The 15613-nt window shown below is 62.7% G+C and carries 11 protein-coding genes and 1 pseudogene; 2 read left to right on the top strand and 10 right to left on the bottom strand.

Translation table 11 applies throughout. The annotated features are described in order from the left end of the window. Window positions 1-2 precede the first annotated feature (2 nt). From ACWGTO_RS10000 to ACWGTO_RS09965, 8 genes are all read right to left on the bottom strand, one after another. Window positions 3-800, bottom strand: coding sequence for an ABC transporter ATP-binding protein (locus ACWGTO_RS10000; protein ID WP_454574694.1), 798 nt, complete (start codon window positions 798-800; stop codon window positions 3-5). Between the two features lie 10 nt (window positions 801-810). After that, entirely contained in the window at window positions 811-1701 is an 891-nt protein-coding gene (ntrB, locus tag ACWGTO_RS09995; protein ID WP_454574693.1) for a nitrate ABC transporter permease, read from the bottom strand. A 92-nt stretch (window positions 1702-1793) separates the two neighbouring features. Next, the gene (locus ACWGTO_RS09990) at window positions 1794-3122 is read right to left on the bottom strand and encodes a CmpA/NrtA family ABC transporter substrate-binding protein (RefSeq protein WP_454574692.1); all 1329 of its coding nucleotides are present in this window, start codon (window positions 3120-3122) and stop codon (window positions 1794-1796) included. Between the two features lie 342 nt (window positions 3123-3464). Continuing rightward, on the bottom strand, window positions 3465-4703 hold the full coding sequence (locus ACWGTO_RS09985; RefSeq protein ID WP_454574691.1) for a CmpA/NrtA family ABC transporter substrate-binding protein: 1239 nt from the start codon (window positions 4701-4703) through the stop codon (window positions 3465-3467). A gap of 2 nt (window positions 4704-4705) precedes the next feature. Further along, complete coding sequence (locus ACWGTO_RS09980; RefSeq protein ID WP_454574690.1) at window positions 4706-5308, bottom strand: ANTAR domain-containing response regulator; 603 nt, start codon at window positions 5306-5308, stop codon at window positions 4706-4708. A gap of 155 nt (window positions 5309-5463) precedes the next feature. Further along, complete coding sequence (locus ACWGTO_RS09975; RefSeq protein ID WP_454574689.1) at window positions 5464-6840, bottom strand: aspartate aminotransferase family protein; 1377 nt, start codon at window positions 6838-6840, stop codon at window positions 5464-5466. 213 nt (window positions 6841-7053) lie between these two features. Next, the gene (locus tag ACWGTO_RS09970; RefSeq protein ID WP_454574688.1) at window positions 7054-9054 is read right to left on the bottom strand and encodes an AI-2E family transporter; all 2001 of its coding nucleotides are present in this window, start codon (window positions 9052-9054) and stop codon (window positions 7054-7056) included. A 269-nt stretch (window positions 9055-9323) separates the two neighbouring features. Further along, a complete protein-coding gene (locus ACWGTO_RS09965; RefSeq protein WP_454574687.1) occupies window positions 9324-9479 on the bottom strand; it encodes a hypothetical protein in 156 nt (51 codons plus the stop codon). Window positions 9480-9953: 474 nt separating this feature from the next. Between ACWGTO_RS09965 and ACWGTO_RS09960 the strand changes: the two genes are divergently transcribed. Both ACWGTO_RS09960 and ACWGTO_RS09955 read left to right on the top strand, forming a co-directional pair. Next, window positions 9954-11060 carry an efflux RND transporter periplasmic adaptor subunit gene (locus tag ACWGTO_RS09960; RefSeq protein WP_454574931.1) on the top strand — a complete coding sequence of 369 codons (1107 nt, stop codon included), beginning with the start codon at window positions 9954-9956 and terminating at the stop codon, window positions 11058-11060. Then, window positions 11057-14260: an efflux RND transporter permease subunit gene (locus ACWGTO_RS09955; protein ID WP_454574686.1), complete on the top strand. Its 3204-nt coding sequence runs from the start codon at window positions 11057-11059 to the stop codon at window positions 14258-14260. Before ACWGTO_RS09960 ends, ACWGTO_RS09955 begins: the two co-directional genes overlap by 4 nt. 130 nt (window positions 14261-14390) lie before the next feature. Here the strand turns inward: ACWGTO_RS09955 and ACWGTO_RS09950 are convergent, their stop codons facing one another. Next, complete coding sequence (locus ACWGTO_RS09950) at window positions 14391-15287, bottom strand: aminoglycoside phosphotransferase family protein (protein WP_454574685.1); 897 nt, start codon at window positions 15285-15287, stop codon at window positions 14391-14393. Between the two features lie 73 nt (window positions 15288-15360). Then, window positions 15361-15613 (bottom strand): annotated as a pseudogene (locus ACWGTO_RS09945) (hypothetical protein); the annotation flags it as partial.

Raw genomic sequence — 15613 nt, 5'->3', positions numbered from 1 at the left:
CGTTACTCCGCGGCTTCGACGAAGCGGTGGCGTTCGTAGAGGAACTTCAGCACCGCCTCGCGGCAGCGCAGGAAGGTCCGGTCGGAAGAGAGTTCGACGCGTCGGCGCGGCCGGGCCAGCGGCACAGCAAGCACCTCGCCGATGGTCGCCGCCGGGCCATTGGTCATCATGACGATGCGGTCGGACAACAGCACCGCCTCGTCGACATCATGGGTGATCATGATCGTCGTCGAGCCAAGCCTGGAATGGATGTCCATCACCGCGTCTTGCAGATGGGCGCGGGTCAACGCGTCGAGCGCACCGAAGGGCTCATCGAGCAGCAGGATCTTCGGTTCCATGGCGAGAGCGCGGGCAATGCCGACGCGCTGCTTCATGCCGCCCGATATTTCAGCCGGCCGCTTGTCCCTTGCATGCGCCATCTGCACGAGATCGAGATTGCGCATGATCCAGTCATGTCGTTCGGCTTTGCTCTTCGAACGTCCGAAGACCTTCGATACCGCCAGACTGATGTTCTCGTAGACAGTCAGCCACGGCAGCAGGCTGTGGTTCTGGAACACCACGGCGCGTTCGGGTCCGGGGCTGTCGACCTCCTTGTCTTCGAGCAGCACGGCACCGGCGGAAACTTTGATCAGCCCGGCGATGAGGTTGAGCAAGGTCGACTTGCCGCAGCCGGAATGACCGATGATCGAGACAAATTCGCCCTTGTCGATGGTCAGCCTGATGTCCTTCAGCACCTCGCTGACCTGGCTCCCGCGGACAAAGGATTTGTCGATATGGTCGAGCTTCAGATAGGCTTTCATCACCCTCTCCTCACTTTGCCGTTGTGCCGCGGGTGACGAAGGCGCCGACCGCCGCGACCAGCCGGTCGAGGCAGAAGCCGGTGACGCCGATATAGGCGAGCGCGACGATGATGTCGGGCAGCCGCGATGAGTTCCAGGCGTCCCAGATGAAGAAGCCGATGCCGACGCCGCCGGTCAGCATTTCGGCGGCGACGATGGCGAGCCAGGACAGACCAATGCCGATCCTCAGGCCGGTGAAGATGTAAGGTGCGGCCGCCGGCACCATGATCTTGACGAAGAATTCGAACTGGTTGAGCCGCAGGATGCGCGAGACGTTGCGGTAATCCTGCGGGATGTTGCGCACACCGACGGCGGTGTTGATGATGATCGGCCAGATCGAGGTGATGAAGATGACGAACAGCGCCGACGGGCTGGAATCGCGGAATGCAGCAAGTGACAGCGGCAGCCAAGCCAGCGGCGGTACGGTCCGCAGGATCTGGAACACCGGGTCGAGGCCACGCATCGCCCAGATCGACTGGCCGACCAGCGCGCCGAGCGCGACGCCAACGACCGCGGCCAGGCCAAAGCCGATGGCGACGCGCTGCAGCGAGATCAGCACCCGCCACGCCAGCCCGATATCCTGCGGGCCGTTGTTGAAGAACGGATGGGCTATCAGATCATAGGCCTCGTTCCAGACCTGGCTGGGCGGCGGCAGGCTTGCGGTGGGCGACGAGCAGGCGATCTGCCAGACGACCAGCATGAATACGATGACGATGACCGGCGGCACCAGGGCGGTGGCCAATCTCCCGGCTATGGCGACCGGGTCGAAGCGGCGCCGCGCCTTGGCGGTGAAAGCGATCACCGCGGCCGGCTTGGCGGGAAACGCCTTCAACTTGGTGTCCTCGATAGTCTGGATCGACATGTCTGGGAAAGCTCCTTGGGTGGTGCGAGCGACAACGGCGCGAAGGCGCCGTTGCGCTGGGGCGACAGACGGCTTGCGCCGTTTGCGCCAGCTTAGGCCAACGCCTTGATCTTCAGGCTGTCGAGATAGGCGGACGGATTGGCCGGATCGAAGATCTTGCCGTCGAAGAAGGTCTCGACACCACGCGACGACGACGCCGGAATATCGGCCGCTGCGACGCCGAGGTCCCTGGCCGCCTCGCGCCAGATATCCTCGCGGTTGACCTGATCGACCAGCGCCTTGATGTCGGTTGTCGGCGCGAATTTTCCCCAACGGATGTTTTCGGCGAGGAACCAGCTGTCGTGGCTCTTGTAGGGATAGGAGACGCCGCCCTTCCAGAATTTCATGTAGAGATCGGTGGCGGTGGCGACACGGCCATTGCCGTAGTTGATGTCGCCCTTGAGGCGGCCGATAATGTCCGCGACGGGCACGTTCATCCACTGCCGCTTGCCGATGATGGCGGCCATCTCGTCCTTGTTCTCGCTGGCCTCGCACCATTGCTGGGCCTCCATGACGGCCATCACGATCGCCTTGGTTGCGTTCGGGTATTTGTCGATGAATTCGGCGCGCAGGCCGAGCGCCTTTTCCGGATGGCCTTTCCACAACTCGCCTGTCGTGGCGGCAGTGAAGCCGACGCCTTGGTGAACGAGCTGTTCGTTCCACGGCTCACCGACGCAGAAGACGTCCATGTTGCCGACCTTCATGTTGGCGACCATCTGCGGCGGCGGCACGACGATGGTCGAGACGTCCTTGTCGGGATCGATGCCGCCGGCAGCCAGCCAGTAGCGCAGCCACAGATCGTGAGTGCCACCTGGGAAGGTCATGGCGGCCTTGACCTCCTTGCGGGCCGCCTTCTTGGCGGCGAAGGCATCCATTAGCTTGGAAGCATCGAGGCCGACGCCGGTGGCGGCATATTCCTGCGCCACCGAAATGCCCTGGCAGTCGTAATTGAGCCGCGCCACGATCGCCATCGGCATAGGCTGGTTGTTCTGCGTCACCTTGCCGGTGTGCATCAGGTAAGGCAGCGGCGTCAGGATGTGGGCTCCGTCGATGCCGTTGGCTTCGCCGCCGAGCATCAGATTGTCACGCGTCGCGCCCCAGGAGGCCTGCTTGAGCACCTCGACATCGGGCATGCCGTGTTTGGCGAACAGCCCCTTCTCCTTGGCAATTATCAGAGGTGCCGCATCGGTCAGCGCGATGAAGCCGAGCTTGGCGCCGGTGACTTCCGGAGCAGCGGTGGCGGCATAGGCGCCCGAGGGGAAGAGCTTGCGAGCCGCCATGAACAGGCCGGCGGTCATAGCACTGCTGACAAGAAAATCGCGACGCGTCACATCCTTGAGCGACGTGCCCGTCCCGATCCATTGCTTCATCGTCTTCTTCATCGTCGTCTCCGGTTGAAAGCGAGGGCGCCGTCGATTGGCTCAAAACAAAAAAGCTGCCGTCCAGGCCTCGCGTCCGTACATCCGGGATCGCGTGTAGACCTGAGCGGCAGCTTTGCCTTTTTGGCGCCCGCCTTTGGACGCCTGTTCCGTGACCCGCGAGGGCCTGATTATTTCAAAGCAGGAACCGTGCCAGTTCTGAACAGGCGACAAAACATCAATGAAATCAGCAATCCAAAGCGATTCCCATCACGCCGGCTCATAGGGCCGGGAGGCCAAAGATTGTTCATTAGAGCATTTGCACGCACATTTTTTGTGCAATGCACAAGAATGGCGTGAAAATGATCAAGCCCGGAGCAGGCCCGATTTCTGGCTGGCAATGTAGGCGTCGATCTTATCGGGATCGAAGATCTGGCCGTCGAAGAAGCCGTCCGGGCCGAGCACCAGGCTCGCCCCCGCCGAGCCGACCGGCGTTGACGTCTTCAGCGCGCCCTCGACCTTGGCGTTGGCGCCGGGCAGCGCCACGCCAAGCGGCTTCAGTGCCGCGCGGTAGAGGTCGGGCCGGTAGCAATTGCTGGCGATGGCGAGGTTTTCCGGCGTGTGCGCGATGTCGCCCCAGCGCACCATCTGCGTGTAGAACCACAGCACATGGCTCTTCCACGGAAAGTTCGCCGCGTTGTCGAACGGCACGAAGAAATCCTCGACCGTCCGCTCCGCGCCGCCGCCAAGCTGGAGATGCCCGGTGAGGACAGGCATCTGGATCGCCGACGGCTGGCCGAGGAAGCTAGGCTCCGCCATCAGCGAGGCCAGGTCCGCTCGGTTTGCCGCATCCTGACACCAGCGGGCGGAATGATGCAGCGCTCTCAGAAGCGCCGCCAGCGCCTGCGGATTTTCCTCGGCCCAGGCCTTGCGCGCGCCGATCACCTTCTCCGGGCTGTTCTTCCACAGCAGCGCCTTGACGGTGACGATATGGCCGGTGCCTGCGGCAACCGCGGCGCTGTTCCAGGGTTCGCCGACGCAATAGCCGTCGATGCGCCCAGTGGCCAAGGCGTCAGCCATGAAGGGCGGCGGCACGATGACGATCTCGATCTGGCGCTGCGGATCGATGCCGCAGGCGGCAAGCCAGTAGCGCAGTTCGTAATTGTGCCCGGAATGCGGGTGCACGACGGCAAAGCGCAGCGGCTCTCGGCCAGCTGCTGCCCGCTCGCGGATAAATGCGCCAAGTGCTGCTCCGGCGCGCGCCGGGTCGAGATCCGGCTCGGCGCCATGTGCTGCCATGCCGCCCCAGACCGCGTTGGAGACGGTGACGCAGTTGCCGCCAAGGCCTAAGGAGAACGGCACGACGGTGTCGGAGGCGAGCGGCGTCAGGCCAAGGCTGCAGGCAAGCGGCATCGGCCCCAGCATATGGGCAACGTCGAAGTGGCCAATGGCGATGCGGTCGCGGATATTGGCCCAGGATGTCTCGCGTTGCAGCTTTAATTCCACCCCTTCGCGAGCTGCGAAACCCAACTCGCGCGCAGCGACCAGCACGGCGCTGTCGAAAAGCGGCATGAAGCCGGCGGTGATCTGATGCGCAGCTGTCATGCTCATTCGTCCCCCATCGGTCCTAGCAATCCCGCGGCGGTCACCAGGCTCTGGGCGATGTCGCTGATCTTGCGGTTCTGGTTCATCGCCGTCTTGCGCAGCAGCGTGTAGGCGGCCTCTTCGGTCAGGCCGCGCGATTTCATCAATATGCCCTTGGCGCGATCGATCACCTTGCGATTCTCGAGCTCGCCGCGAACCTCTTCCAGTTCGCGCGCCATGCGCGAGAAAGCGTTGAAACGACTGACCGCCATGTCGAGGATCGGCTTGACGCGCTCCTGCCTGAGACCATCGACGACATACGCCGACACGCCGGCATCGACCGCCGCCTCGATCGAGGCCTGGTCGGAGCGGTCGACGAACATGGCGATCGGCCGCTTCACAGCGCGTGAAAGCTGGAACATGCTCTCCAGCATGTCGCGGTTCGGATTTTCGAGATCGATAACGATGACATCCGGCTCGATCTCGGCAATGCGGCGTGCGATGCCGGTCACATCATGGATAACCGTCACCCGCTCATGCCCGGCCTCACGCAAGCCTGCCTCGATGATCGAGGCACGGATGCGGTTTTCATCGATCACCAGGACGGCGAGTGGGGAGCGGATCATGCGTGGCATTCTGCTTAAGTAGAAAAATTGTGCAATGCGGCATGGTCCAGTCAGTTGGACCAAACCACACGGGCAGGATTTGACTTCTTCCGCCCACGCGTCGCTCGATGACGATCGTGGCACATCAAGGCTCGCCTGCAATCACAGACCTTGTTTCAGTCCGGCGGCCGAACCTGCGGCATAGCGGCGGCGAGCGACCGCTCGAAAGCATCGATCAGCGTATCGACCTGGGGCTCGGTAATGATGAGCGGCGGGCAGAAGGCAATCGCATCGCTCATGTTGCGCGAGATCACCCCGTTCTGCTGCAGGAACCCGTTGACCAGTCCGCCAAGCGCGGCGGGCTTCCCCCACGGCGCCTTGCTGGTCCGATCGGCGACCAGTTCGACGGCGGCGATCAAACCCACACCACGCACCTCTCCGACGAGCGGATGCGAAGCGAGCTTGCGCAACCGTGCCTGCATGTGCGCACCGACCGTACGCGCGTTGCCGACAAGGTCGCGCTCCTCGATCAGCTTGAGATTCTCCAGCGCCACGGCCGCGGCGACGGGATGGCCGCCGCCCGTGAAGCCATGCCCGAACGTACCGATGCGGTCGCTTTCGTCCGCGATTGGCTCGAACACCTTCTCATTGATGAGCAGCGCCGATATCGGCAGGTAAGACGACGAGATCTGCTTGGACAGCACCATTATGTCGGGCTTGATGCCGAAGGTCTGCGAGCCGAACATCTCGCCTGTCCGGCCAAAGCCACAGATGACCTCGTCGGCGACGAGCAGGATGTCGTATTTCGACAGCACCGCCTGGACCTTCTCCCAATAGCCTGCCGGAGGAACGATGACCCCGCCCGCGCCCATGATCGGCTCGCCGAAAAAGGCGGCGATGGTCTCGGGTCCCTCGGCGAGGATCAGCGTCTCCAGATCATCGGCAAGACGGTTGGAGAACTGTTCTTCGCTTTCACCCGGCTCCGCATCACGCCAGTAATGCGGCGCCGATGTGTGGAGCACGTTGGCGATCGGCAAATCGAATGAAAGATGGTTGTTGGGCAGCCCGGTCAGGCTGGCCGAGGCAATCGTCACGCCGTGATAGCCGCGTTTGCGGCTGATGATCTTCTTGCGAACTGGCTGGCCGAGCGCATTCGACCGGTACCAGATCATCTTCATCGCCGTGTCGTTGGCCTCGGAGCCCGAATTGGTGAAATACGCCTTGCTCATCGCAACCGGCGCCATCTGAACCAGCTTCTCGGCCAGGTCGACAAGCGGCGAATGCGATTTCGAACCAAAGTCGTGATAGTAGGGCAGCTTCGACATCTGCCGCGTGGCGGCGTCGACCAGCCGCTTTTCCGAGAATCCGACGGCTACGCTCCACAAGCCCGCCATCGCTTCGATGTATCGATTGCCGGCCAGGTCCTCGACATAGATGCCATCGCCCTTTTCGATGATGAGCGGACCCGACTCCTGATGTTTGCGGGCGTTGGTATAGCCATGCAGGTGGTAGCGGATGTCACGTGCCTCTGGGGAATTGGGTCTGGCGTCCACGATGGCTCCTGTCTACGGGGGTTCACGGGGAACTGACTCCCAGCCCCTTACCTTTCGCATGATCACAAACCAAGACGGCCCGTACAAGGCAGGCGTTTTGCTATTTGGTTGCGGGACCTCAGCACGACCGCGAGCCGCGCATCATTGGCACCCCCCCCCGACAGAACCTGACATCCCAGCGCCGGCGCAGCAGCCTGACACATAAATTCGTGGCTAGGCCGTTGCAGCAGTCGCCTGAGCCGTGGCTCGTTTTCGAGGGGCCGGACGACGTCGATCGCGGCGTTTCGAGACGACTTTGAGGGGAACGGCCGGCGCTGGAGACAGCGCGCCAAGCACAGCGTTGACCATGCCATTGGCGACAAAATCGGCACTGATGTCGGCGGCCAGGGCTTGCCCTTCTTGCCCGGCATCGCCCTGCTCCACATCCGACCAGAACACAATCCCAATTCTCAATCCTGCCTTGGCGCGTTTCAGTCGGCGGACCAGAAAGCGAGCATGCTTGAGGGAGTCCCGGTTCAGGAAGCCGACCACGACGGTGTCAATGGTTTCGAGGTCGAGACGACGAATAGCTGCCGGCTCGATATCGACGAAACTCGCCTTCGCCACTGTTGCACCTTGCACCTCCAGCACCTGAGCGAGCATGGCGGCAGCGGCATCATCGAGTTCCCCGCGACCGCCGGCACAAAGCACCGACATGTCCTTGCCATCGGGCAGCTCGATCTCTTCCTCTTCGACGCCGTCCAGTTCCTTGCTCACGGTCCCTTCCGCGGTGGCTGCAGGCTCATCTTCCTCGCTTGCCTCTTCCAGTGCATCGTCGGCAAGATTTGCGACGAGAATCTGGGCGCTCGCCGCCACCTGCCTTTGCTGCTGATCGCCCATCACGCCACGCATACGATCCTGCTCGCCCAACAGGAGAGCAGGAATGGCGACCTTGTCGTAGAAATCGATCAGATACTTCTCCTCGAGGATTTCCTCGGCATGGTCGGTGGCTTCGTCCGGATCGCCGGCCAGGAGACGCTGATAGAGCCGGGCGTGAGGTTCGAGCACAGGCTCGTTGCCAAACAGGACGTCAAGAAATTCGAACTGCGGAACGTGTCGGCCGAGCACCACGAGACAAACCGTCAGCGGCGTCGAAAGGACCAGGCCGAGCGGCCCCCACAGCCATGTCCAGAAGATCGCCGCGACGATGATGGCCAAAGGCGACAGTCCCGTGCGCGAACCGTAGAGCCACGGTTCGACGACATTGCCGGTAACCAGTTCCATCACGATGAACAGGGCAGCGGTCCACAGCACCAGCGACCAGCCTGGTGCCACGGCCAAGGCAAGGAACAAAGGCAGCAGCGCGCCGATCACGGGACCGATATAGGGAACGAAGCGAAGCGCCAGTGCCAGCAATCCCCACAGCAGTGCGTTGGGAATGCCAAGCACCCAAAGCCCGATCGCAATGGGGATGGCGTAGACAATGTTGACCACCATCTGCATGAGCAGATAGCGGCCGACCCGCTTGCCTGCATCCTGCAATGCTTCTGTCGTGCGATGGAGATCTCCGTAACCGACCAGGCGAATGAACCTGTCGCGCAGATCCTCCCGCTCCAGCAACATGAAGATAACCACGATGATGATCAGGCCCGCCGAGGCCAGCGGGCTGATCAATGGTCCTATGATGTTCTGCAAGACCTCGAGAGGTCGCTCGCGCGCCACAATCTCGACCGGAACCGGTTCGCGCCGGGGCTTGTCGGTCGCGGGCGGCGGCACCTCCTGCTTATCAATCTCCTGACCGACACGCTCGATCACGTCGCTCAGCCTTGCAATGATGCCGCCACCGACGCCCGTTTCCTTGAGCGAACGGACTTTGGTCAGAATATTAGCCTGGTAGGCCGAAATGTTCTGGGCAAGCTCGCTCACCTGCGTCGCGACAATGAAGCTGAACAGGCCCAGAGCCGCGAACGCGCCAATTACGCTGAGCAGAACTGCGGGCAGCCGAGGCAGGCCGGTGCGTTTCAGCCCGGCAACAACCGGCGCCAACGCAAAGGTCAAGAGCAACGCGATTGCAATCGGGAGAAAAACCTCGCGACCGAAATACAGCGCAGCAACCGTCGTGACGACAGTTGCGACGGTGGGCAGAGCCGTGCGCGGATGGGCCGTCCCGGCCGCAAGAAAGCGTCCTAGCCCTCGCTCAGACGATGGGATGTCGTTTCGACGATTGGCAACCACCGCATTCCCCCGCGTTGCCGTATATGATTAGACCCATCCGCCCGGCACGCAATGTTAGGAGTAGCGCATACATGAGTTTTGCACTTGTGCCTCTCGATATCTGACGAGTTCGCCTGTCTCAAGCCGGACCGGGACCCTCCCAACCTCGTCGTCGAGCGGCCCCCGGTTCATGCGCTGCTTGTGCCCCTCCCCATTGTCTGCGTCACCGCCGGCCCAATGCAGTTGCAGCTTTCACGACCACGGCAGTCACCCCTGAGGATCGAGCGGTCCTAAACCTCTCCGAACTCAGCTTCGTTTCTCAATGTCGGGCGCCGCTCATAATCAACGGGCGGCAAGAGCATGACTTCGGTCTCCTTGCGGCCGAACTCTCTGCCGATCTGGAATGCCGCATAAATCGCGCCGAGGTGGATAAGGAATCTAAGCATGGAGTGTCTCCTTCGACGGTAGAAACCGTATGGCTGCAAGATTGTTCCAAGGTTTGTGGGCGGAACTATTTTGCCACTCGCCAATGCACTCGTCATTCGTCTCAGGGTGGTCTGTCTTGCCGGCTGGACCGCCTTCTAGGCGGCAGGAGAACGCCGCAGACAAGAGATGATGCAGAGCGGAATGGCGGCTTTAACGTTTGAACAAGGCCAGTGGCGGGTGGCGGAGCAGCCAGAGGGTGGACATTTCAGCTCACATGGAAAATGATCATGTTGCCGTGCACAACAATGCAATGCCCTGATCTCGACGAAAGCCTGAGCGTAAAAGCGGATCAACCGACCTCCGGGTCCAGCGAACGAGGGACGCAAATGGACACCCCAGGCAATGGGCAGTTGCACCGCGACGCGGGCGGGCGACCCTGTCGATCGGTCGGCTGCCTCGCACGCGTCGCCGTGTCGGCGGCATTCCTCTTCGGCATGGCTTTCAGCAGCACTGTGTTTGCGCAGGACCAGCCGCTGCCCGTGGTAACGGCGGCAAAGCCGGTGGTTCGTGAAATCGTCGAAGACGATGAGTTCGTCGGGCGCTTCGACGCCGTCGACCAGGTCGCCATCCGCTCGCGCGTCAGCGGCTATCTGGACAAGGTCAGCTTCCAGGACGGCGCACTGGTCAACAAGGGCGACCTGCTCTTCACCATCGACCAGCGTCCGTACCAGGCGGCTTATGATGCCGCCAAATCGCAAGTGGACGTCGCCAAGAGTCTTCTCGAATTCTCCAAGATGCAGCTAGATCGCGCCGACGAACTGGCCAAGACCGGCAATATCTCAACCGCGACGGTCGACGACCGCCGGCGGGAATACCTTTCGGCGCAGGCGCAGATGCAGGGCGCGACGGCTGCGCTGACGACGGCCAGCCTGAACATGGAATTCACGGAGATCAAGGCGCCCTTGTCCGGCCGCATCGACCGCCGGCTGGTATCGGTCGGCAACCTCGTGCAGCCGGATTCCACCTTGCTGACGACCATCGTCACACGCGATCCGATCGACTTCTATTTCGACGTCGATGAGCGCCTGTATTTCAGCTACGCCCGTGACGCGAAGGAGCGCGGCGGCTCGATGCAGGAAGGCGCCGGCGGGCTCGATGTGGTGGTTCGCGTCGCCGACCGCCAGGAGGCGGCATTCAAAGGCAAGCTCGATTTTGCCGAGAACCGGATCGACAACGCGACCGGCACCTTGCGGGTGCGTGCAACGTTCCCCAACGCCGACGGCATTCTCCAGCCAGGCATGTTCGGGCGCATCAACGTGCCGGGGTCGCTGCCGCATAGCGGCGTGCTGGTGCCCGACGAGGCGATCGGCGCCGATCAGGATCGCCGCATCGTGTTCCTGGTGGATGAGGCCGGGATGGTGTCGGCGAAGCCCGTGCGCACCGGCCCGCTTCTCGACGGCTACCGGGTGATCCGCGCGGGCCTGACCGGCGACGAGACGATCATCGTCAACGGGCTGATGCACGCCAGGCCAGGCACCAAGGTCAAGGTCGAGATGGTGACGTTGCCGCCCAAGGTCGAGACCGCCGGGTTGCAGCAATGAGGTTCGCCCATTTCTTCGTCGACCGTCCGATCTTCGCATCGGTCGTTTCGATCGTCCTGCTGATCCTCGGCGGGATTGCCTATACCCAGCTGCCCGTCGCGCAATATCCGGAGATCGCGCCACCGACCATCGTCGTTCGCGCGCAGTATCCGGGCGCCGACGCCGAGACGGTCGCAGCCACGGTGGCAACGCCGATCGAGCAGGAGATCAACGGCGTCGAGGGCATGCTCTATATGTCGTCCTATTCGTCGGGCGACGGGGCGATGGCGCTGACCATCACCTTCAAGCTGGGCACCGACCTCGACCAGGCGCAGGTGCTGGTGCAGAACCGCGTGTCGGTCGCCGAGCCGCGCCTGCCCGAAGAAGTCCGCCGCCTCGGTATCACCACCACCAAGAGCTCGCCCGACCTGATGATGGTCGTGCACATGCTGTCGCCCGACAATACATACGACCAGCTCTACGTCTCGAACTACGCCCGCTCGCGGGTGCGCGACATATTGCTCAGGCTGGACGGCGTCGGCGACCTCATCATCTTCGGCGAACGCGAATATTCGCTGCGCATCTGGCTCGATCCGGAAAAACTGTCGGCCCTGGGGATGACCTCTGGCGATGTGGTGCAGGCGCTGCGCGACCAGAACGTGCAGGTGTCGGGTGGTTCGATCGGCGCGCCGCCGACCAACACCGGCGCGGCGTTCCAGTACACGGTCACCACGCAAGGCCGCTTCGACGACGCACGCGACTTCCGATACGTGATCGTCAAATCGACCGAGGACGGCCGCCTGATCTCGCTGCAGGACGTGGCGCGCATCGAGCTCGGCGCCAAGGATTACGTCACCAACTCCTATCTCAACGGCAAACCGGCGGTGGCGCTCGCCATCTTCCAGCGGCCGGGCACCAATGCGCTCGCCGCAGCCGAGGAGATCCAGGACAAGATGAAGGAGCTTTCAGCCGACTTCCCGAAGGGCTTGAGCTACGACATCGTCTACAATCCGACCGAGTTCGTCGCCGAGTCGATCCAGGAGGTCTACAAGACCATCCTTGAGGCGATGGTGCTGGTCATCATCGTCATCATCGTCTTCCTGCAATCCTGGCGCATGGCGATCGTGCCGATCGTGGCGATCCCGGTGTCGCTGATCGGCACGCTGGCGGTGCTTTACGGCGCCGGCTTCTCGCTCAACATGCTGACGCTGTTCGGCCTGGTTCTGGCGATCGGCATCGTCGTCGACGATGCGATTGTCGTGGTCGAAAACGTCGAGCGCAATATCGCCGCGGGGCTGGCGCCCAATCCGGCGTCGCACCTGACCATGGACGAAGTCGGCACGGCGGTCATCGCGATCTCGCTGGTGCTGATAGCCGTGTTCGTACCGACAGCCTTCATCCCCGGCATTTCCGGGCAGTTCTACCTGCAGTTTGCGATCACCATCGCGGTGTCGACGGCGATCTCGGCATTCAATTCACTGACGCTTTCGCCGGCGCTGGCCGCACTGCTGTTCAAGCCGCACCACGCCGCGGCGGCGCCGCCGCGCTTTTTCGTGGCGCGCTTCGGACGGATGCTGGCCGACGGCTTCAATCGCGGCTTCGACAGGCTCGCCCATTGGTATTCGAGCATCATCCGCGTGCTGGTCGGCTCGTGGATAACGATCGGCGCCATGTTGGCCGTTTTCGCGGCCCTCATCTACGCCACGGTCTACATGGTGCAGACGGTGCCGCGCGGTTTCATTCCCTCGCTCGACCAGGGCTATGCGATCGTCGTCATCCAGTTGCCGGACGGCGCCTCGCTGTCGAGGACCGACGCCGTCATCCAGCAGGCGTCGCAGATCATCCAGAAAACGCCAGGCGTCGACTACGCCGTCGCCTTCGCCGGCTTCTCCGGCGCGACCTTCACCAACGCCAGCAACGCAGGCGTGATCTTCGCCAGGTTCAGGCCCTTTGACGAGCGGCTGAAAGCCGGCCAGTCGGCGACCCAGGTCATCGGCAATCTGTTCGGCAGCCTGCAAAGCATCAAGGAAGCCTTCATCATCGCACTGCCGCCGCCGCCGATCCGCGGCGTCGGCAATGCCGGTGGCTTCAAGCTGCAGATCCAGGAGCGCAACAGCGCCGACATGCGCCAAATCCTGGCGCTTGCCTACGAAATCGCCGGGAAGGCCAACAAGACGCCGGGGCTGACGGGCGTGTTCACCACCTTCTCGGCGTCGAGCCCGCAATTCTTCCTGGCGATCGATCGCGACAAGGCGCGCATCCTGAACGTGCCGATCCCCAACATCTTCGAGACGCTGTCGATCAATCTGGGCACCGCCTACGTCAACGACTTCAACGCTTTCGGGCGCGTCTACCAGGTGCGGGCGCAGGCCGACCAGGCGTTCCGCCTCGATCGCGCCGACATCCTGAAACTGAAGGTGCGCTCGGCGACCGGGGCGCTGGTCCCGCTCGGCACGTTGATCGAGATCCGCGACGTCACCGGCCCGGCTCTGGTCCAGCGCTACAACATGTATGTCTCGGTGCCGCTGCAGGGCAACGCCGCGCCTGGCGTTTCCACCGGCGACGCGCTGGCATCGATGGAAAAGATCACCGCAGCGACACTGCCGGCCGGTACCTCCTATGAATGGACCGAGCTCGCCTATCAGGAGCGCAATACCGGCAATGCCGCTGTCTATATCTTCGGACTGTCGGTGCTGTTCGTGTTCCTGGCGCTGGCGGCGCAATATGAAAGCTGGGTGCTGCCATTCGCCATTGTGCTGGTGGTGCCGCTCGGCGTGCTCGCGGCGCTGCTCGGCGTGTGGTTCCGAGGGCTGGACAACAACATCCTCGTCCAGATCGGCCTCATCGTGCTGATCGGGCTTGCCGCCAAGAACGCTATCCTGATCGTCGAATTCGCGCGGCAGGCGCAGGAACGCGGCCTGTCGGCCGCCGAGGCTGCCGTCGAAGCCTGCCGGCTCAGGCTGCGGCCGATCCTGATGACCGCCTTCGCGTTCATTCTCGGCGTCGTGCCGCTGATGATCGCAACGGGCCCGGGCGCTGAAATGCGACAGTCGCTCGGCACCGCGGTGTTCTCCGGCATGCTCGGCGTCACCTTCGTCGGCCTGTTCCTGACGCCGGTGTTCTACGTCACGGTCAGGTCGCTGTTTTCACCGCGCAAGCCCCGGGCCGAGGCCGAGCCTTCGAAGCCGGCAGACGCGCCATCGGAGACGCCTGCCGAGTAGGGTTTTCGCCGCGCGCCGGGCGCGGCTTATCACCTCCAGCCACGCTGGTCCCGGGCGTTCGCGAAGGAACGGGCTCAATGCCTTCGAGCCGCTCGAGGTATTACTGACCCGACCGACGCCCATGTTCGGATCAGACTTCCACATCGTCGATGATACGGGAGAGCGTGGTGCGGCCAAGCGCACTCAGGGCGGGGTTGGTGCTCCGGTAATACCAGACCAAGCCCATTGCCTGTTGGAAAGCCCATGCCGCTCCGCGCTGCCACTCGACGTCGCTTGATCCAAGATGGCTACGCACGGTTTCGCGCCGGCTGCGGTCCAGCAGATGCCATGCGGCAACAAGATCCAAGGCCGGATCGGCCGGTCCGAAGCTGCCGGTGTCGAGCACACCAACAAGGCGGTCCCCTCGCACGAGGAGGTTCGCCGGAATAAGATCGCGGTGGCTCATGACGTCGAGACCGGACTGCGGCAGTTCACGAAGCCGAGCCCAAATGCGACGGAGCCGAGACACGTCCAAGAGCCCCTCGCTGTTCTTGAAACAGATCGACATCCAGTCGTCGTGTTGAGGAAGGCTGCCGCCCCTCCCTTCCCCATCAAAACGACGGCCATGTGTGTTCGCTGCGCGTAGCGACGCAATCAGGTTGGCGATATCCAGTGCGAAGGCCGTGGAAGCAGCGAGCCCATCTTGCGTGGCGACGTCACCTTCTATCCAGGTCTGCATTGCCCACGGTAACGGATAGAGCGGACCTGGTTGACCAAGCCCGATCGGTCGAGGACACGCAACCGGAGAATGCGTAGCAAACTCCGTCATGGCTGCGGCTTCGTTGCGCAGGATATTGGCGCACGCGACTGGCTCCATTGCGCGCAGGGGGAATCTTGCTGCTACACTCGATCCAATCCTGAAGATTGCATTGACAGTACCAATCGTGCCGACCTGCTCGATCCGCTCGTGGCGATATTCCGGGAACTGGCCGAAGACCATCTCGCGAACGATATTGGCATCGATATGGACCTGATCGCGGTGCATCATGCTGCCGGTGTCTCCCTGCGAACTCCTCACCGAACAACGGATACAAGCGCTACGTCCTTTCCCGGAAATCGTCCTAGTTGTGGCGGATTTCCGTACCCAGCACCTTCAGACACTCGCGGATGAAAGCGGCAAGTGCGGTCCATCCTTTGGCTGAAACCATGGTACCGTCCACATAGGCGTCGGTGGGCGACAGGTCGATATAGGTGCCGCCCGCAAGGGTGACCTCCGGCTCGCAGGCTGCCAGTGCGCCGACCTTCTTGCCGCGCACTTCGCGACCGTCTTCTGGTTGATCCCGTAGCGCTTGGCGAGCCGCCTCAGGCTCTCTT

Source organism: Mesorhizobium sp. PL10, from assembly GCF_053714315.1.
Note: the sequence above shows the minus strand (reverse complement) of the source record. Positions and strands in the feature narration are given on the sequence as shown.